The organism is Emticicia sp. TH156, from assembly GCF_002855535.1.
Taxonomy (GTDB): domain Bacteria; phylum Bacteroidota; class Bacteroidia; order Cytophagales; family Spirosomataceae; genus Emticicia; species Emticicia fluvialis.
In genome coordinates this window covers 186,954-204,858 of record NZ_PKRS01000005.1, presented here as the reverse complement: position 1 = coordinate 204,858, position 17,905 = coordinate 186,954, and the positions used below count along the sequence as shown (strand labels likewise).

The following is a 17,905-nucleotide window of genomic DNA, read 5'->3' as shown; positions in this document are numbered from 1 at the left end:
CATTAGTAAAAACCTTTGCTACCATGCCCGACAAAAAAGAACCCGAATTTGATGTGCAACGCCAGGCCATTATCGTAATTCATGGCATTGGCGAACAAAGACCAATGGATACCCTCCGCGACTTTGTGCAGTCGATAGCCCCTCCGGTACCCCTTGCCGGCAATGCCGATGCCCATGAGCCACCCAAAAGGAAGTTTTTTAACAAGCCCGATGCCCTCTCTGAAACCTTTGAGCTGCGACGCCTCACGGCCAGCGAACACGCCAGGACTTTCAAGACCGACTACTTTGAGTATTACTGGGCCTATAAAATGAGCGGTACGAAGTTATCTGATATTGGCTGGTGGATGAAAGAAATTCTGTGGCGACCCAGGCGAAACATCCCGCCGCGTATCAGGTGGATATACTCTTTTTTCTGGTCGGGTATGGTGTTGGCATTACTGGCAACACTAACCTACTTTGCCGACAAAACCCTTGAGTTGAACTGGAAAAACAACCTCTACACCTGGCTGGCTTCGGTTTCGCCACTGTTACCCAAGTTGCTCACCATCAGTAAAGTGCTGCTTCCGCTTGTGTGGGCGGTTATCAGCTTTTTTCTGATTTACTTTTTAGGCGATGCCGTCAGGTACATGACGCCCCGCACGGGCAATATTGAGCAAAGGCAGGACATCAGGCAAACGGGTATTGAATTACTTACCCGGCTGCATGAGGCAAAAATTGAAGTACCTGCACCCAGGAAAACAGGCGACAGCCCCACGCCAGACAAACCTGCCAAACGCTTTGTAAACAAATATGACCGCATCATTCTGGTTGGCCACAGCCTGGGTTCAGTTATTGCCTACGACTTAATCAAGTTTCTCTGGACCAGGCAAAATGAGTTACTTAAACTGACAAAAACCCAACTGGAAGCCATTGAAGACGCCGCAGATAAACTGAATACCGACCCGACAGAAACCAACCGGAACGCCTACCGCGAAAAACAGTTTGAGCTTTGGGCCAGCCAGTATCAATCGCTTGGCTCATGGCGTATATCAGACTTCATTACGCTGGGCAGCCCGCTGGCACATGCCGAACTGCTGCTGGCCTCCAGCCCGGCCGACCTGCAACAAAAGCAGGAAGAACGCGAGTACCCCACCTGCCCGCCAACACCTGAAACAGGCAAAAAATTTACTTTCTTTAGCTACCAGACCCGTAAAACGGCCTTGCACCATGCCGCGCCTTTTGCACTTACCCGCTGGACAAACATAACCTTTGCCAAAGATTTTGTGGGTGGCAATATTGATGCCTTCGGGCATGGGGTAGAAAACCATTATATAGCTGCTGAGGCAAAAGCCCTGAACAAAATACCGTTTTTGTCGCACGTAGCTTACTGGAACAGCACCGAACCGAAAACCATAGATTTGATACGCAGCAAATTACAGCTGAGAATAAATAAAAAATCTGCAACAAACGTTGGCACAAATACGCAGGTTGATAAAGATTGAATAATTTTAAGGATGAATACTATTCAGCTATGACCATTGACGAGATATTGACCGACCTGAAAGCCCGCACGAACGAGAAGGTGTGGAAGATGAACAAGAAAAACGGTGCGCACAACAACCAGTTTGGGGTAATGATGGGCGACATCAGAAAGTTAGCTAACAAGATAAAAACCAACCACACCCTGGCTTTGGAGCTATGGGCAACAGGCAATATTGAAGCCAGACTGTTGGCAACGCTGATAATGGTGCCAAAGAAGTTATCAACCGATGAACTGGATAAAATCGCACGCTCAGAGAAATTCCCTCAATTGGCGGACTGGCTGTATTCTTATATTATTAAACTACACCCCGGTAAAGAAGAACTACGTATAAAGTGGATGCAGGAAACCGAACCCACGGTGGCACGCCATGGATGGAGCCTGACGAGTGGCAGAATAACCCGCGAGCCGGAAGGAATAGATATACCCGGGCTGCTCAATAGAATAGAAACCGAAATGCCCACCGCCGACCCGTTTGTGCAATGGACCATGAACTCGGCATTGGCACAGATAGGCATCAATCATCCTCAATACAGGCAACAGGCATTAGCTTTAGGTGAAAAACTAGGCATCTACCGCGACTACCCCGTTTCTAAAGGCTGCACCAGCCCCTTTGCCCCAATATGGATAAACGAAATGGTGAAACGGCAGGGATGAGTATAATGCCAATCTAACCGTGACACGCCCTCTTGCCAACTGAAATCACTAAAACTGGTAGAAATGAATACACTAGACCCTGATACTATGCAGAAGATATTCAGGAAGTTGAAGTGAGGTGAAAGAGGTTCCGCATTGAAATTATCCCTGCCTTATGTATCTAGTTGATGGCTTGGAAAAACCCAAAGGTCTAAGCAGAGTCTCCCACGCGCCAAGCCTTGCGGTTTGAAGGGGACTCTGCCGCAGCGGCTTGAGTTACTCATTAAATAGCCCAATCTCACCCCGCACGCCCGCTTTCAAAAGGAGAACAAGCGTGCCAGAGTGAGTTTTTATCCATTAAGAATCTGCAAAAAAACTATTCCGTTACTGATATAAAGGTTTCTACTTCTGCGTCGTCGCCGTCATAGTATTTTTTGCCATGTACCGTAAAATCTGCCTTATAGGCGCGCTTCATGGTTTTGTTTTGCCAAATTTCCAGCCAGGTATTAAAAACCGCCTCCGGCATTTTTCCTTTTGATACAAATGGCTTGTACACATCAGATTCGATGGTCAACCCCACAAAACCTTCTGGAATAGTTTCTAAAGAACTGACAGCCATACCTACAATAGTGGTGTATGGCCCCGTAAAATCGGTTTCGTAATCGGTATAAACCGCATAAATGTCGTCGTTCACCCGGTTCGGAATTTGCTTCTGAATTTCTTCACCCCAGAATCTCCCCCACAGCTTTTCAATGTCGATGGCCGACTGCCCGTTCGCATTGGTGGTTCTGCTTGAAATGCCGATTACATAGAATTGCTGAATAGTCTGATTTTTCATTGCTTTTAATGTTTGAGGTTGTGCCGTGAAAGATAAAAGCATACAAATCAGCAGCCACTGATAGCACTTTTTTTTCATATTCACCTGCATATTTTGTTACGGTGCAAACTTAAAATGCCCCTGCGACAACCCTATGGCAAGGGTACCAAACATTTTTTACGGCAGATATCAAAATACTCTTCAAACGTTATTGGATGTGGCTCAAATGTAGCAGGTAATACCGAAAGGCTTTCAATGCGGTCTAACCTGAAAGCCCGGTAGTCCTTTCTTAATCGGCAAAGCGCCACCAGCAACCAGTTGCCCTGAGTGGTGTACAACGCAAATGGCTCAATGATTCGCTCGGTAGTCTGGCTGTTATCGGGCGAGTAATACGTAATTTTTACTGGATTAAAATGGGTGAGCGCCAGTTGCAGAGTAGATAAATTATTGCTGCTGTGGCTGTTATCAGCGTTTGGCCTGGCCAAAATCCTGCTTGCAAGCAAATTGGCTTTATCTTTAGTATTAGTAACCAGCACCGACTTTATCTTGCTGATGGCCCGTGTATAATCATCCACAAAAGAGGCATCTTTGTTGTTGAGCACCAATTGTTCGGCCGTAATGAGGGCATTAGCTTCACTTTCAGAAAACATCACGGGCGGAATCCTGTACCCTTCCATTAATGTATATCCCTTCCCTTCTTCTGTAAGCACAGGCACTCCGGCCTGTTCAAGCGCTTTTATGTCTCTGTAAATTGTTCTTTTACTTACTGCAAACCGGGCTGCCAGTTCAGCCGCTGTCAGCAGCCGTTTTGTTTGCAATTGGGTCAGCAGGGCTGTCAGTCTGGTTAATCGGTTGGTATCGTTATCATTCATGCGCCGGTGGTCTGCTGGTACAATTGGTGGTAGTTGCCTACATAAAACTACTTCTTTCTTGCTCTAATGGTAACAGCCTTGCCGTCATTATCAACAAAATAAAACTCCAGTATTTGCCCGGTTACAAGGCCGACTTTTTGTTTGTCTTTTTGCAATTCGGTTGACTTCTCCTTCTTTACAAGACTGACCTCCATCTTGCCAGCTTCAGAAGCATTGGGTATAACTGACGATGTTCTCAGCGTACATTTACTTTCAGACTGTGGAATTAACTCCAGCAAGAACTCTCCGCCTGCAAATGGGGCCGGATACTCCTTTGCATCAATAATAACATCAAAAGCCTGATAAGCTCCTTTTATTTCAGCAGATAAATCCGGCTCAGAGGATTGCTTGCCGCAGCCTAACACCACAAGCACCGGCAATAGCAGTAAAAAGTTTTTCATGTTACGGGGTTTGAGGTTAGTGATGAACAAAAATAGAAAAGCTAATAAATACTTACAAGGGAATGTATGGCTCTTTTGCAAATCAAAGCAGATAAAAATTCCGGTAGAAAAAAACAAATCTCTTAAAATAAAACAATTGTATCAAGTCTTAAGATTTATTTATCTGTACTATTAATAGAGAAATTAAAAATCATTCTTTCTTTGCATCTAATAATACCTGCCACGCTTCTCGTCAGATCAGCGCACCCGGGCAGATTTTCGCTTTTAAAGGTTTCCCCTCAAATTGGAAAAACGATTCATTTTGGAAATAGGTAGGGGTTCAAAATTTTGAACCCCTACTCACAATCCCCCCACATTCCCCAACTATAATTTGCCATTCCCCTCAAAAGCCTTATCTTTGCCACGGCTTTAGGGGTATTCTGTATAGAATTGAGAGAGTCCCTTTGAACCTGATACGGTTGATACCGACGTAGGGAAAAGCGAATAATATATAGCTGCACAGCGCATATCTTATCCTCTTTTTTTTCAAAGTTCTCTCGCCCGGGCCATTGTATCCTAAAATCCCGAACAATGGAAAAAACCCTCTGGAAACACATCCAGACTGTCCGCACACAGTCGCCACTGGTACACAACATTACCAATTTCGTTGTCATGAACAACACCGCCAACGCGTTGCTGGCTGTGGGGGCGTCGCCCATTATGGCACATGCCCACGCCGAAGTGCAGGATATGACCCGTATCTGCCAGGCATTGGTTATCAACATCGGCACGCTAGACCAATACTGGGTGCAATCAATGCTTCTGGGCGCTCAGCAGGCACAAAAACTCAACAAACCCTGGGTACTTGACCCCGTTGGCGCCGGAGCTACTCCCTACCGCGACAGCACCCTGAGCGAGTTATTGTCATATAAACCAACCGTTATCCGCGGCAATGCCTCTGAAATACTGGCACTGGCACGCGCCAACACCACCCCAACCAAAGGGGTAGACAGCACTGCCGAAAGCAACGAGGCCATTGATGCCGCCCTGCAAATAGCCACCGAATATGATACCCTGGTGTGTATATCCGGCAAGACCGATATCATTGTTAGTAAAGACAAGCGCATTTACCTCAACAACGGCCATGCCCTCATGACCCGCGTTACGGGCCTGGGTTGCTCGGCCACTGCCGTTATCGGTGCCTTTATAGCTGTTATTGAAGACAAAACCGAGGCATTGACAGCCGCTATGGCTTTGTTCGGCATTTGTGGTGAACTGGCCGCCAAAAAAGCAAAAGGCCCCGGCACTTTGCAGGTATTGCTGCTTGACAAGCTCTTCAACATTACCGAAAAAGAGTTTTTGCAAACCATCAAAATTTCCTGACATGCCCGGGCATCCGCAGTTTCCGTACGCTTTATATCTGGTTATTTCAGAAGCCGCCTGCGCAGGTCGCAGCTTTCTGACAGTGGCCGAACAGGCCATTGCCGGAGGTGTGGAGATTATTCAGCTGAGAGAAAAAACGCTGCCCACGCCCGCTTTTATAGAAAAAGCCCTGCAACTGAAAGAAATAACCGAGCGCTACGGCATACCGCTCATCATTAACGACAACCTGGCTGTGGCCAACGCGGTTGGGGCTTTTGGGATACACGTAGGGCGGAGTGATACTCCGCCAACAGAAATCAGAAAAAAATGGGGTACGCAATTACAAATCGGCTATTCGATAGAATACCTGAGCCAGCTGGATACCGCAGAAGCCGAAACGGCTGACCACTACGGCATCAGCCCCATTTTTGCTACGCCTACCAAAACAGATACCGTTACAGAATGGGGGCTGGAAGGCCTGCGGCACATCAGAAGCCTGACCAACAAACCCCTCATAGCCATAGGCAGTATTAACCAAACCAATGCTGCCGCCATTTGGCAGGCCGGAGCCGACAGCCTGGCGGTGGTGTCGGCCATTTGCGCTGCGCCGCACCCCCAAAAAGCGGCTTACGAATTACGAAACCTGATTTTGAAATGAAGCAAAAATACACTTATTCATCTGCCCTCACCATTGCCGGTTTCGACGGCAGCGGTGGCGCAGGCATTCAGGCCGACATCAAAACCTTCTCGGCGCTGGGTTGTTACGCTACGTCGGTGCTTACTGCCCTGCCGGTGCAAAATACGCAGGGCGTGCGCAGCATTTACCCAATACCCTATCAGGCGGTGGCCGAGCAGATAGAAGCCATCATGGACGACATCCCCCCGCGTGCTATCAAAATCGGCATGGTGCATACCGCAGAGCTGGTACATACCATTGTTGCCACCTTGCAGCAATACCCTGCCGTTCCGTTGGTGTTTGACCCTGTAATGGTGGCCACCAGCGGCCACAAACTCATAGAAGACGCCACCATTCAGGCCATTATTGAGCAACTGTTTCCCATAGCGTCGGTTATTACACCCAACATGGACGAAGCCGCCATTCTGGCAAATATGCCCATTAAAACGCTGGACGATATGTACCTGGCCGGAGAAAAAATAATGGCCCTGGGCTGCAAATCGGTATTGCTGAAAGGCGGGCATCTTGATTTACCCGTCATTACTTCGCTGTTTTTCGACGGGCAGGGCAACATCAACCCGTTCGAGTTCGAGAAATTCGCTACCAACAATACGCATGGTTCGGGTTGTACGTTGTCGTCTGCCATTGCGGCTTATCTGGCGCAGGGCAATGGCTTGTCTGAAGCCGTAAAACTTGGGCAGACTTACGTGCATAAGGCCATCAGGCATGGGGCAAATGTGGCCATCGGTAAAGGCAATGGCCCATTGAATCACTTCTTCAATCCTCAAAAACTGATTAAAAATGAAATGGTCTGACAACGCCTGGCAAAACATTACCCCTGTTTATGAATCCATTCTGCAAATGCCCTTTATTCAGGAACTGACCAACGGCACCCTGCCGCTTGAAAAATTCCAGTTTTATCTGATGCAGGATTCCCTGTACCTCGAACATTTCGGCAGGGCGCTGGCCATTGTGGGTGCCAGAGCCAATGCCATACCTGATATGCTGGCGTTTTTCCGTTTTGCCGAAACCACCATTATTGTAGAAAACGCCCTGCACGAATCTTACTTTAAAGATTTTGGCGTTGATACCAAAGACAACATTCAACCAGCCTGCCACCACTATGCGCATTTTCTGAAAAGCACTTGCGCGCTTGACGCCGTTGAAGTTGGCATGGCAGCCGTGCTACCCTGCTTCTGGATTTACAAAGCCGTTGGTGACTACATTTACGGGCATCAGCAAAAAGAAAATAACCCATATCAGAAATGGATTGATACTTATGCCGGAGAAGAATTTGGCGCGGCCGTACAGGCAGCCATAGATATATGTGACAGAAATGCGGCGCAAACAACAGAGGCCATCCGGGCTAAAATGACAGAAGCCTTCGCGGCATCCTCCCGGCTGGAATATGATTTCTGGGAAGCAGCCTACCTTAACCGCCGGTGGAAATAGCCGCGGCGCGCCGCAACCGTGCCAAACCAAATATGCTTATGCAAAAGAGTCTGGCACGGTTACAAACAGCTTAAAACCCTAGTAATTAGGTATAACGGTTACCACCTGCCGGGTTGGTTCTACTTTTGAAGCCTCATATCTGGTTTTCCATACAGGGTTTTTACCAATACCCTGCACGGTGGTATTGTCTCTGATAAAATCGCCGGTGTCAACCACGTAGTAAGCCAGCATATTCAGCATACCTGCTATTTCATGTGCTTCGTACTTACGAAACGAACACTGAAAATCAGCAATGCCATACGCATGCAGGCCAAGGGTATCCATCAGTATTTCTCCGTTGCTCAGCTCAAACAATCTGAAATTCATGGCGCCTTCCAGAAACTCCGGCTCCTGCGCGTCGCAGGCTTCCATAAATTTCGTCGCATCCAGCAGTTTATTACTGTTTCTGTAATATACCACCTGTGCACCGGTAGCCTGCACCACGGCACAAACCAGGGTATTAAAAAACTCCAGCCTTGCCTGATGCGGCAAACCTTTAGACAGCAGCTCGGTAACACTTACCTGATACCTGCACTTTTTCATGGCGTCTTCAGCACCAGACCACTGTATCGAATCAGCAATGGCTTCTTTATACTTATCCAGGTCAATTTCAGCGTCTGTGTTTAAAATAAGGCCTTGTGCCGGTACGTTTACGCCGTTAAAATCTGTCATAAAATCAGGGAATGCAAATGCCGCTGTGCCGTCAATCTGCAAGGGCTCAACGTTGGCAAAACGTTGTTTCAGTTCAGCAAGAATAGCATCTGTATTTATTTCAGGTTTGTTTTCATAAAAGAGGCTTACAAACTGAATAGCCGGTTGGTTAGGTGCAATACTTTGCGGAGTAGTCTCAGCAGATTTCTTCTTAAAAATGTCGAATAGTCCCATTATTGTTGGTTGTTATGGTTAAGTTTCCGGTAAAACTAATCAGAAACGTTTATCCACACAATTCAGTAACAATAAATAAGAAATTCTTAATGAACCATAACAAACGGCATGTCTGTCAGGGTGCATTCAGTACAGGTGCGGCCATAACCACCATCAGGCAGGTAGCAGCTTAATTACCAGTCTGTCAGGCCCGTTTGATGCTGGTTCCAGCCGTGTTTTCCAGCTTTCGTTTCTGCCCGGCGCTTGTAATAGTTCGTTATCACTGATAACCCGGTTACTTTCCAGCATTTCATAAGCCAGGTCGGTCAGTGTGCCTGCCATTCCAGCCGGTTCAAGTGCGCCGGGCAGGCATTCAAAGTCTGGCAGGCCCAGGGCATTCAGCCCGAGGGTATCTGCCAGCACCTTCCCATCTGCCGTCGGTATCAGGCGCACGCTCATGGCGCCGTATAAAAAAGCAGGTGGTTCATGGCTCAGGGCGTTCAGAAAATCACAGGCATCCACCAGCTTATGGCTGTGCCCGAAATAAACCACCGCAGGCTTACAGGCACTGATAACCACCCCGGCAAACTTCTGAAAAAACTCAAGCCTAATGGCCGCAGGCAGAGCTGCCGGCATCAGTTCTTGCAGGCATATTTCGTAGCGGCAATTTTGTATTTCAGCGGCGGCGTCTGGCCAGTGCCAGGCATGGTTTGTGGCGTTTATATATTTTTCTGTGGCTGCTTCGGTTACCTGGGGCATAATGGCTGCTGCAGCCTTCATTGGCTCGCGGTTGGTGGCTGTGGTGTATTCGGGCATAAAATCCACGCTAAAACTACCGTCTGGTGCCAATTCAGCATTTCCGAAAACCGTCTTCAGCTCTGCCAGTAGGTGCGGGGTATTAACATGGGGTTTATGCCTGAATAAAAGTTTAATGATTTGAAAGGATGGCGCATAAGCAGATAGGTGGCCTGACCACTGATGAGACAGACTGCCGGCCGATTTCGTGTCAAAAAAATCAGAAAAACTCATATAAATAATAGGTGAAAAGGAAACAGGGTAAAGGTTCTTTCTTCAATAGTAGAAACAGCTTTGGGCAGGCTTTGTTTAAACTTTGAGCCGAAATTCAGAAAAAACCAGCTAATAACCTGCAACCATCAAAGCTCACAGGCATGGTTACGCCTAAGTCGGGGCGTTAAATGGAGTTTTCAGGCGCTTTCGTTCATAAACTTCAGGTGTTCGCGGGCCAGTTCACGCATGGAGTCAAACCGCCTGTACACCCACGACGATTTCGACTTCATACCCTTGTGCCTGGCACGGGCATAGGTTTTAAGGCTCAGGTCACTCAGGTCGGTTATTTTCCTGATAATCGCCCATAATTTGGTATCTACAATGGCACCTACCACACAATCAACGGCTTCTATATTTTTATCAAGCTGGCTGTCAAGAATCTCAAACAGGTCGGCATCTTTATGAGGTTTGTAGTAAAGGTACACCAGAGCTGTAATGATTTCCTCTGCCGAATCAGACTCCAGATACTCCTGCACCTGCCTGGGTTTAAGCTGAACCCCCAGATGAACAACCGCCTGGCCATCTTCCCGCTGGCCCGATGGCCTGATGAGGCTGTCCAGCCCGGCCTGGCTGGCCTGCCGTACTGCTTCTTTAGCGCTACCCAGGCCTTTAATTAACACTGGCAGCACAAGCGGCAGGCTCACTACCGGCGCATGGGCAAGCAATTTGCCCAGGCACACAAAGGCAATGGTTTCAAGCTCGGGGTCTTTTATCAGTTTCAGAAACAGGTTCATATTACCCAGGCTGTTTTCGTTGCTGAGCGCCCTGTTTAGCAATGCAAATTCTTTTTCTCTTACCGACCCCGACTTAAGGATAAGTTTTAATCCGGAATCCAAAACCGGTTCTCCGGTGTCTGTTGTTGATAAGTTATTATTCATTCTAAAATTGGTGTGTGATGGCCTGACGGATATTAATAGTTAAAACAGCATCTGTAAATCAGGCGCATATACCAAAAATTACAAGCAGATAATGCCCCGGTATAGTTGCATGAATTGTGATGGTTATAAATTATTGGTTTTCAGACCTTACAAAAGAAGGATCAATCAAATAGCTATTATAGGGTTTCAGCAGTTGTAGTAAAAACGTAATTCTGACTTCCGTATTACACTGCCTGACAAATCTGGTAACACGGCATCAAAACTAAAGAACAAAAACAAGCATACTCAACTACTCACCGGGCCATGCTTTCAAAAAATCACCCGGTTTGGTGCAGATTACAAATCAATCTCAAATAGCAATTATCAATAGTATCTGTATTTGAAGCCAAAATGGTATTCACTCCTATCTTTGGTTTACTTTGTTATTTGTAAAACAGGCCATCAGCCGGTTTAAAATAAAATCATTAGCCTCATGGCCAGGTCCTGACGTTCATTGCCTATCGGCAGTAATACCCTGAAACACCTTTGGCTAGCTTTATACTTTATATTCTTTCTAAATTAAAGAATTTTAACAATTATACGCATATTTTTTTTCTTCATGTTTGTTTTTTGAAAAAAAATCTTGCAACATTTGCAAACTTTTTTAGTCACAGCAAAAAAATCTTAAAAAATCAGGATTTTATCCTGATTTTTTTTCTTTTCATCGTTACAAATCAGAAAAGTATCGCAATTATGCTTTTTTAACCAGCAAACCCTGCCGTACATGTATTGCGCTCCCGGCTTTCTTTTTTAGCTCTGACCCCTGCTTGCTGAAACAATCAGTACCATAGGCGGCTTTGGTTCTTCAGTGTTTTTTGTAACTGTCGCCAATCATTTTCTGAGTTTTCATCTGTTGCCGGGCATATTATCTCTGCTGCTTGGCCGGCTGGCCTGGCACGGGCAGAGCCGTAAAAGGCCTGGCGCAGGCCTCATTTAATGTACAACAAGATATTTTTCTGGCCAATCGGCCCTTATTGATTTTATGGTAGACCTAAGCCGTTTCGGCGTGTATAGTTTTCAGGGATATTTAACCCGCGATATGCTGTGGCAAGCGCCCGCTTTGGTGGTTATCAGCTTTACTGGTTGGTTAAAAGGTTGCTGAACCACATTCTGCAGGAGCCATTCCGCAAGTTATCGTTTTGGCATATCCTGCGCAAAGGCATCTGCCGCCTTTTTCAGTATTGGGTAGAAAGGCAATAAGTGCACATATAGTTGGTGGGGCTCATCGGCGGGGCATTAAACAGCCTGCCTGCTTAGCTGGCGGCTGGCTCAATAAAAAGTAACGGCAGTTTTTCTGACAGCCAGCGACGACAAAAACCCTCTGAAATTACCCTTGAAAACCTCATATTTTTCAATCAGGTTGTTGATTTCTTCCTTCAGGCGGCAATAGTGGGTTTCGGGCAGGGTTTCTTCATTGGTTATCAGCTCAAGCCCTTCCTGCAGGTGTTTCGACTGATGAAAGAAATACTGAAAATGGTTGAAGAAAATACTGGTGCGGTCGTCATACTTATGGGTCAGAATCTGCTCTGCCTGTAACGATGCCAGCAGGCTTAGCATAAAGTCGTTGTCTTCGGCCATCAGCTCCAGTTCTTTCTGCCAGAGCTTCTGTTGCGGGTGTTGGCTTGCAGTGCTTTTCATAGCGGAATTGTTGTTTGGTGTTTGTGCGTATAGATGCCCACAAAGGTAATGGCCAGGCCTGTTTTAAAACATGAGCAAAGCTGAATGCCGCCTATGATAAAACTCATAAAAAAGGCAGAGCAAACCCTGCCCTGCCTTTCAACGCTAACATTAAACCTCTATAACTATACAATTGCTACAGTCTTTTTCTTATCTGTTTTTTCTTCTGCCTGCCGGGGCAGGGTTACTTTCAGCACGCCGTCGGCGTAGCTGGCCGCAATTTTATCGGTATCTAATCCTTCAGGCAAAATAAACTGCCTGCTGAACGACTCAAAACTATATTCTTTTCTGTAATACTTGCCGGTGTCGTTTTCTGTGCTGCTTTCTGCCTGCCCCGCCACCGTCAGTAAACCATTATCTACCTCTAGTTTAAAACCTTCTTTTTTTATACCCGGCGCAACAATATCCATTTCGTAGGCATTTTCTGTCTGTTTGATATTTATAGCCGGAACGTTGTCTTTGTGTAGCAAACCTGAAAAGAACGAATCATCCTTAAACAAATCTGCAAGCGGATTTTTCACTAACGATTTCATACATTTAAAGATTGAAAAATTTAAAAAATTAAAATTGCTGTTAATATTTATGCCACAAAAGCCACCTTATAACCCAGTGCTGCCAGTGTGGCGGTTATACTCTCGGTATCTGTAAAGTCTTCATGCTCTACTTCTACCCAGTGTTCGGCAGGGTTTACCTGCACCTGCAATACGCCCACCAAAGCCATCAGCTTGTGCTTCAGGGCGGTGGCGGTTTCGGCATTGTTCAGGTTATTGCTTACCCATATTTTATCTGTTACTGCATTCATGGCTATCGGTTTGTTATCATGGCGGTTTGTTATCATGGCGGTTTGTTATCAGGCTATGGCAATCATGGGCAGCCCGGTTCTGAAAACCAGCTCTTCGGTATTAGATACCGTCAGCCAGCGTTTCAGCCAGTTGTGCTGTTTCGGAAACACCACCAGTAAGTCTGCTTTATTGGCATGTGCATGGCTCAGAAAAGCATCTGCAAAGTTTTCTCCCTGGGTAATGTCTATTACGTGCGGGTATTCGTGCAGCATTTCGCGCAGCCTGGTAGTAACCTCTTTCACCGCCGGAGCCTCAGGGTTTTTAACCACCGTAAAAATGGTAATTACCGCCTTGAAGGCCTTCAGCCGGTCTATCATCTGTTGCAGGGCTACAGCATCAATCTTTTCGGTTACATCTATGCCCACATACACGTTTTCATAAGGCTTAAAACCTGCCCTGGGTGGCACAAACATGGTAGGTACGGTTACTTTGCCTATCATTTCGCTGGCTACATTGCCAAACACCCCAGGGCTCCTCGGCAATTGCCCTACGGTGCTCATCAGCAGCAGGTCTGGTTTAAACAGGGCAGTTGTTTCGGCAATTACATCTGCTGCCAGCCCTACCCTGTTTACTGGCTCTATATAAACGGTGCCTTCGGTTAGTCTGGTTAGTCTGGCTGCCAGGCGTTTCAGCCTGGCCTGATAATAAAGCTCAACAGATACGTCTTCTACAGGCATAACCTGAAGGTCGGGGTTGAATGTATAGGATGGATGCGAGGCGTGCAGCAGGTAAAGCTCTGCCCCTGTTTGTGCTGCCAGTTGTGCGGCATAGCGGCAAACCTTAGAGGATGCTCTTGAAAAGTCGGTTGTGCAAATTATCTTTTTCATGTCGGGCTTTAAATTTACACCACAAAATTGCCACACAATTACCATTCATAAGCTGACACCAGACAGCCGTATATATGATTCCGGTCAGGTCTGTGCCTGACATCCCGCACTTGTCGGGCATCATCCTTCATGATTTTTCTCATAATTTTTATTCGCCGGCTTTCGTTGCTTTGCCCCGCGTTTATCATTCAATCTTATCAGCTTTATGAACAACATCATTCAGGATTTATTCGGACTACAAAATAAAACGGCCATTGTAACCGGTGGCGCTATGGGTATAGGTAAAGGTATTGCCGGCAGGCTGGCATTGGCCGGGGCGTCGGTATTGATTGCCGACATCGTAAGTGAGCAGGAGGCCGCCCCTACCTTAGACGGTATCAGGCAACAGGGTGGTAAAGTAGCCTACATTCAGGCCGACTTAAGCAATACTGCCCTTTTACCAGGTATAGTAAAGGCCGCGGTTGATACTTTTGGCGACTTAGATATTCTGGTGAATAACGCTGGAATTTTTAAATATATGCCCATTACGGAACTGAACGAAGACCTATGGGATAAAACCCTGAACTTAAACCTGAAAGCAGTGGCGTTTTTGTCGAAGGCTTTTATTAATACACTCATCGAAAAAAAACATGGCGGCAAAATAATTAACATTTCGTCTATTGACAGCCTGAAACCAACCGGAAACCTGGCTCAATACGATGCCTCTAAAGGTGGTGTAAGAATGCTTACTCGCTCTTTTGCCAAAGAAGCCGGCAAATATGGCATAACCGTAAATGACATTGCGCCGGGCGGGGTAAATACTCCGGGTGTACAAAAAATAGCAGGCGACAACCTGCCCAAAGAGCAACTGGAGGCTATGCAGGCCCAGACAGCGCAGTTTATTCAAACCCTGCCGCTGCAACGCATAGGCGAGCCTGACGATATTGGCAATGCGGCGTTGTTTCTGGCCGGAAAAGCATCTGACTACATAACCGGAAGCACCATTGTGGTAGACGGCGGCCTGCTTTTAATGTAAGCAATTAAATATAAGCAAAAGCCTCTTTCTCTTTTCCGGAAAAGGAGGCTTTTGCTTATGGCATAGTTATGCGTAAAGCCAGGAGTTTTAACAAACCGACTGAAGCAGATTATACAGCACCGCCTGATAATTATTCAATAATAACTAGTAAAAAATAACTAGTTGTGTCATTAAACAATAAAATAAAATACCTAATTTTATGAAGTAATTAGTAACACCGCCGGACAAACCTGCCGGCTTTATAGCAAGCCTATAAACTGTAAGTCAAAACCCTCATTTTTTTTCAAGATGAACAGCGCAGTTACCTGTGCAGGTATATTTTTTGCAACCTATTATAGCCAATATAAATTTCCAGGTTCTCTGAATTATTTTAACTTATAACCACTAAAAAAAATGAACTCTGAACAGACCAAAACAGGTCATGAGCGAACAGCCGTGAACCTCAAAAAGCAATGGACTACTCCGCAATTTGAAGTAGTTAAAGTGAATAGCGGGATAGTTATTCTGCCTATAGAAATAATGGGTGTACAAGGACCAAGTTGATTTAGCAGCAAGAAATAAATAGACTTAAACACTCGGCATATTTTATGGCATGAGTGTTTTTTTTTATATTTTTGCCATGCGCCTGCAAGGCTAAACTGTTAAAAAAAAACATCACCACCTGATTACTACCAAAATGAGAACCACTACCAAAATTAGTGCATTGCCCATTGCGCATGAGCATACCAAAAAAAAATGGTCAACACCAGCCATTATCAAACTGCAGATAAAAGGCGGTTTAACCCCCTCAAATACCGAAAGTGAATCTCTGAATCCTTCTCTGGAAGACTCATAAACCCACCCGGATAACCAGCTGAGGTAATGAGGGTTAAAAACACTTTAAACTAACCTGTACCATTGGGGTTTTGTATGGATGCTAATCTGTTTCTGGAGGCAAATATTTGTTTACAAAGTAGTCTATATAGTAATAATTAACCCTCATTATCAAATCCATCAGGCCGGCATCGGCATTCAAGCGTTTATCTGGCACCATCATTTGCAGAGGGTCTGTTATCTGGTAATTCTTCAGGTCTTCAATGTTCTTTTTCTTCCAGTATTCGGCAAATGCCAGTGTCATGGCTCCGCTAAACTTGGGTTGAAACCTTACGGCATCGGGCAGTATATCTTTGCACATATTTCTGAAAAGCGCACGGTTATACCCGGCAGGAGCAAACATTTCTACGGGCAGGCTGTATGCCAGCCTTACTAAACGTATATCGGCCATCGGATACACCGTTTCCATGCCATGTGTCAGGGCATAAGCACCTTCAGACTCTGTCCGGTGGCAGGTATGCGGGCGGGTTATCTGTTGTTTAAACCATTTTTTAAATGTAGGATAAAACAAAAAGCTGTCGTCTTTCAGCTGCTGATGCCAGGGGCTGCCGGCACGCAGCAGGTTTCTGTCCTGCTGTATTTTATCATAGCCCTTTACAAGCGAACCCCGCCATCTGGCTTTCAGGTAGTCAAGCATTCTTTTGGGGCCGCGCAGCGGATATTTCATAAAGAACCTGCATATAGCCGGAATATCCAAATTGCCGAAATACTCATAATAATAGGTACTTCCGGAGCAGGAAACCCCCTCATCGCCCGGGAAACCGCTCATCATCACACCCACGTTATCGGCCGAGGCCGTCATGAACAGCGGGTCCTGCCACAGGCAGTCAGAGTTGGCAAACCCACCCATTATCAAATGGGTGCGCTCCAGTTGCTCATATACATCTTTAAAATGAAAATCCTCTATTTTATGATGATTCTGCGGCAGCAAACCCGCATAATCAAGAATGGCCTGCTGCGTACCCTGCTCGTCAATACCCCGCTCTGAATACGGCCGTGTTTTGTCAGACAACACAAATGAATACGTATGCAGGCGTTGTTTAGGGATATTTCTTGAAAGCAAAACCGCAATGGCCGACGAATCTAACCCGCCGCTTAGCTGGCAACCCACGTTTTTAAGCGTGCGGGCGCGGCATACCACCGCTTCGGTAAAACGTCTGTTAAGCTCGGCATACAATTCGGCCTCGTTCCTGAACCCCGATATATCCTCGGCCTCCAGCTCCCAGTATCTGGCGGTTTCATACATACCCCTTGCTGTATCTGCCAGCGCATAGTGAGCAGGTAAAAACCGGTTTATGTTCTCAAAAAAGGTGGGCGCGTAATCCTGCACATAATTTTTAAGCTCAATGGCTATGTAGCGCTGGTTCAGTACAGGTGTAATAACTGCCTTGATGGCCTGCATGGTGGTTGAAAAAACCAGCTTTTGGGTATCCTGATAATAAAACAGCGGCCTGATACCAAGCTGGTCTTTGGCCATAAAAAGCGTGCGGTTGTGGGTATCCCAAACCACAAAAGAGAAGTCGCCCACCAGGTGCTTCACACAGTCATTACCAAACTTAATGTAGGCTTCCAGCAGATACGTATAATCGGTATCGGCATCGTTTAGACAGAGCTTCCCGGCCAGTTCGGGGCGGTTATCAAGCCTGCATGTAGCCACCAGCACAAAGCGTTCATTGCGGCAAACCCGGGTTTGCCCCACAGACTCGGGCGTTATAAACTGTATGTCATTGGCTAAAACCGCCTCTGGCGATTGATAATCAACGTGGGCATCGGATTTAAAAAACTCCATGCTTTGCTGCATGGCGGTAAATACGCTTCGGGCGTCAAAATCCTGCGAAAGGCTTATACAGCCCCAGTAGTGGCTCATTAAGAAAAGGTTGAAACTTGTAAACTAAACAGCGCGGCAATTTAAATAAAATTACAGGATTGCGCTGCCAGACAAACTAAAAAATGAGTAAGCGGTGCCAAAATCCGGCGCATCCGCTACACTAAGCAATTGGTATAACTTATGCCTGGTTTCTTCTATTTCT

The 17,905-nt window shown here is 46.2% G+C and carries 20 protein-coding genes and 1 riboswitch; of the genes, 9 read left to right on the top strand and 11 right to left on the bottom strand.

Annotation, left to right across the window (positions count from 1 at the left end; translation table 11 throughout):
* Nucleotides 1-23 precede the first annotated feature (23 nt).
* Nucleotides 24-1,481: a hypothetical protein gene (locus tag C0V77_RS11240; RefSeq protein WP_101726455.1), complete on the top strand. Its 1,458-nt coding sequence runs from the start codon at nt 24-26 to the stop codon at nt 1,479-1,481.
* The gene (locus tag C0V77_RS11235) at nt 1,478-2,176 is read left to right on the top strand and encodes a DNA alkylation repair protein (RefSeq protein WP_229236265.1); all 699 of its coding nucleotides are present in this window, start codon (nt 1,478-1,480) and stop codon (nt 2,174-2,176) included. The genes C0V77_RS11240 and C0V77_RS11235 overlap by 4 nt, the downstream gene beginning before the upstream one ends.
* A 355-nt stretch (nt 2,177-2,531) precedes the next feature.
* Here C0V77_RS11235 and C0V77_RS11230 read toward each other — a convergent pair whose 3' ends face one another.
* The 3 genes from C0V77_RS11230 to C0V77_RS11220 all read right to left on the bottom strand — a co-directional run bounded on the left by C0V77_RS11230 (nt 2,532) and on the right by C0V77_RS11220 (nt 4,284).
* A complete protein-coding gene (locus tag C0V77_RS11230; protein WP_101726616.1) occupies nt 2,532-2,993 on the bottom strand; it encodes a GyrI-like domain-containing protein in 462 nt (153 codons plus the stop codon).
* A 131-nt stretch (nt 2,994-3,124) separates the two neighbouring features.
* Nucleotides 3,125-3,844, bottom strand: a complete 720-nt coding sequence (locus C0V77_RS11225) for a YafY family protein (protein WP_101726453.1) — start codon at nt 3,842-3,844, stop codon at nt 3,125-3,127.
* A 47-nt stretch (nt 3,845-3,891) separates the two neighbouring features.
* Complete coding sequence (locus tag C0V77_RS11220; protein ID WP_101726452.1) at nt 3,892-4,284, bottom strand: hypothetical protein; 393 nt, start codon at nt 4,282-4,284, stop codon at nt 3,892-3,894.
* A gap of 400 nt (nt 4,285-4,684) precedes the next feature.
* Nucleotides 4,685-4,777: riboswitch (TPP riboswitch) on the top strand.
* A 77-nt stretch (nt 4,778-4,854) separates the two neighbouring features.
* On the opposite strand from C0V77_RS11220, the gene thiM reads away from it, so the two are divergent.
* The 4 genes from thiM to tenA are packed head-to-tail and all read left to right on the top strand — an operon-like array spanning nt 4,855 to nt 7,753.
* On the top strand, nt 4,855-5,646 hold the full coding sequence (gene thiM, locus C0V77_RS11215; protein WP_101726451.1) for a hydroxyethylthiazole kinase: 792 nt from the start codon (nt 4,855-4,857) through the stop codon (nt 5,644-5,646).
* Between the two features lies 1 nt (nt 5,647).
* Nucleotides 5,648-6,283, top strand: a complete 636-nt coding sequence (gene thiE / locus C0V77_RS11210; RefSeq protein ID WP_101726450.1) for a thiamine phosphate synthase — start codon at nt 5,648-5,650, stop codon at nt 6,281-6,283.
* Nucleotides 6,280-7,116, top strand: coding sequence for a bifunctional hydroxymethylpyrimidine kinase/phosphomethylpyrimidine kinase (thiD, locus tag C0V77_RS11205; RefSeq protein WP_101726449.1), 837 nt, complete (start codon nt 6,280-6,282; stop codon nt 7,114-7,116). The genes thiE and thiD overlap by 4 nt, the downstream gene beginning before the upstream one ends.
* Nucleotides 7,103-7,753, top strand: coding sequence for a thiaminase II (gene tenA / locus C0V77_RS11200; RefSeq protein ID WP_101726448.1), 651 nt, complete (start codon nt 7,103-7,105; stop codon nt 7,751-7,753). Before thiD ends, tenA begins: the two co-directional genes overlap by 14 nt.
* A 78-nt stretch (nt 7,754-7,831) precedes the next feature.
* Here the strand turns inward: tenA and C0V77_RS11195 are convergent, their stop codons facing one another.
* The 7 genes from C0V77_RS11195 to C0V77_RS11160 form a co-directional block, all read right to left on the bottom strand.
* Nucleotides 7,832-8,677, bottom strand: coding sequence for a DUF4261 domain-containing protein (locus C0V77_RS11195; protein ID WP_101726447.1), 846 nt, complete (start codon nt 8,675-8,677; stop codon nt 7,832-7,834).
* A 153-nt stretch (nt 8,678-8,830) separates the two neighbouring features.
* Nucleotides 8,831-9,685: a DUF4261 domain-containing protein gene (locus C0V77_RS11190; RefSeq protein WP_101726446.1), complete on the bottom strand. Its 855-nt coding sequence runs from the start codon at nt 9,683-9,685 to the stop codon at nt 8,831-8,833.
* A 176-nt stretch (nt 9,686-9,861) separates the two neighbouring features.
* Nucleotides 9,862-10,602, bottom strand: a complete 741-nt coding sequence (locus C0V77_RS11185; RefSeq protein ID WP_101726445.1) for a hypothetical protein — start codon at nt 10,600-10,602, stop codon at nt 9,862-9,864.
* A 1,308-nt stretch (nt 10,603-11,910) separates the two neighbouring features.
* Nucleotides 11,911-12,279 (bottom strand): hypothetical protein, encoded by a 369-nt coding sequence (locus C0V77_RS11175; RefSeq protein ID WP_101726443.1) that lies wholly within the window; start codon nt 12,277-12,279, stop codon nt 11,911-11,913.
* A 164-nt stretch (nt 12,280-12,443) separates the two neighbouring features.
* Nucleotides 12,444-12,851, bottom strand: a complete 408-nt coding sequence (locus C0V77_RS11170; RefSeq protein WP_101726442.1) for an Hsp20/alpha crystallin family protein — start codon at nt 12,849-12,851, stop codon at nt 12,444-12,446.
* Between the two features lie 47 nt (nt 12,852-12,898).
* Complete coding sequence (locus C0V77_RS11165; protein ID WP_101726441.1) at nt 12,899-13,156, bottom strand: heavy metal-associated domain-containing protein; 258 nt, start codon at nt 13,154-13,156, stop codon at nt 12,899-12,901.
* Nucleotides 13,157-13,168: 12 nt separating this feature from the next.
* A complete protein-coding gene (locus C0V77_RS11160) occupies nt 13,169-13,987 on the bottom strand; it encodes a universal stress protein (RefSeq protein WP_158237939.1) in 819 nt (272 codons plus the stop codon).
* Nucleotides 13,988-14,192: 205 nt separating this feature from the next.
* Between C0V77_RS11160 and C0V77_RS11155 the strand changes: the two genes are divergently transcribed.
* The 3 genes from C0V77_RS11155 to C0V77_RS23110 all read left to right on the top strand — a co-directional run bounded on the left by C0V77_RS11155 (nt 14,193) and on the right by C0V77_RS23110 (nt 15,837).
* Nucleotides 14,193-15,002 (top strand): SDR family NAD(P)-dependent oxidoreductase, encoded by an 810-nt coding sequence (locus tag C0V77_RS11155; protein WP_101726439.1) that lies wholly within the window; start codon nt 14,193-14,195, stop codon nt 15,000-15,002.
* A gap of 393 nt (nt 15,003-15,395) precedes the next feature.
* Nucleotides 15,396-15,545, top strand: a complete 150-nt coding sequence (locus C0V77_RS23115) for a hypothetical protein (protein ID WP_158237938.1) — start codon at nt 15,396-15,398, stop codon at nt 15,543-15,545.
* A 133-nt stretch (nt 15,546-15,678) separates the two neighbouring features.
* Nucleotides 15,679-15,837, top strand: a complete 159-nt coding sequence (locus C0V77_RS23110; RefSeq protein WP_158237937.1) for a hypothetical protein — start codon at nt 15,679-15,681, stop codon at nt 15,835-15,837.
* A gap of 81 nt (nt 15,838-15,918) precedes the next feature.
* Here the strand turns inward: C0V77_RS23110 and C0V77_RS11150 are convergent, their stop codons facing one another.
* Nucleotides 15,919-17,742, bottom strand: a complete 1,824-nt coding sequence (locus tag C0V77_RS11150) for an asparagine synthetase B (protein ID WP_101726438.1) — start codon at nt 17,740-17,742, stop codon at nt 15,919-15,921.
* Nucleotides 17,743-17,905: the final 163 nt, after the last annotated feature.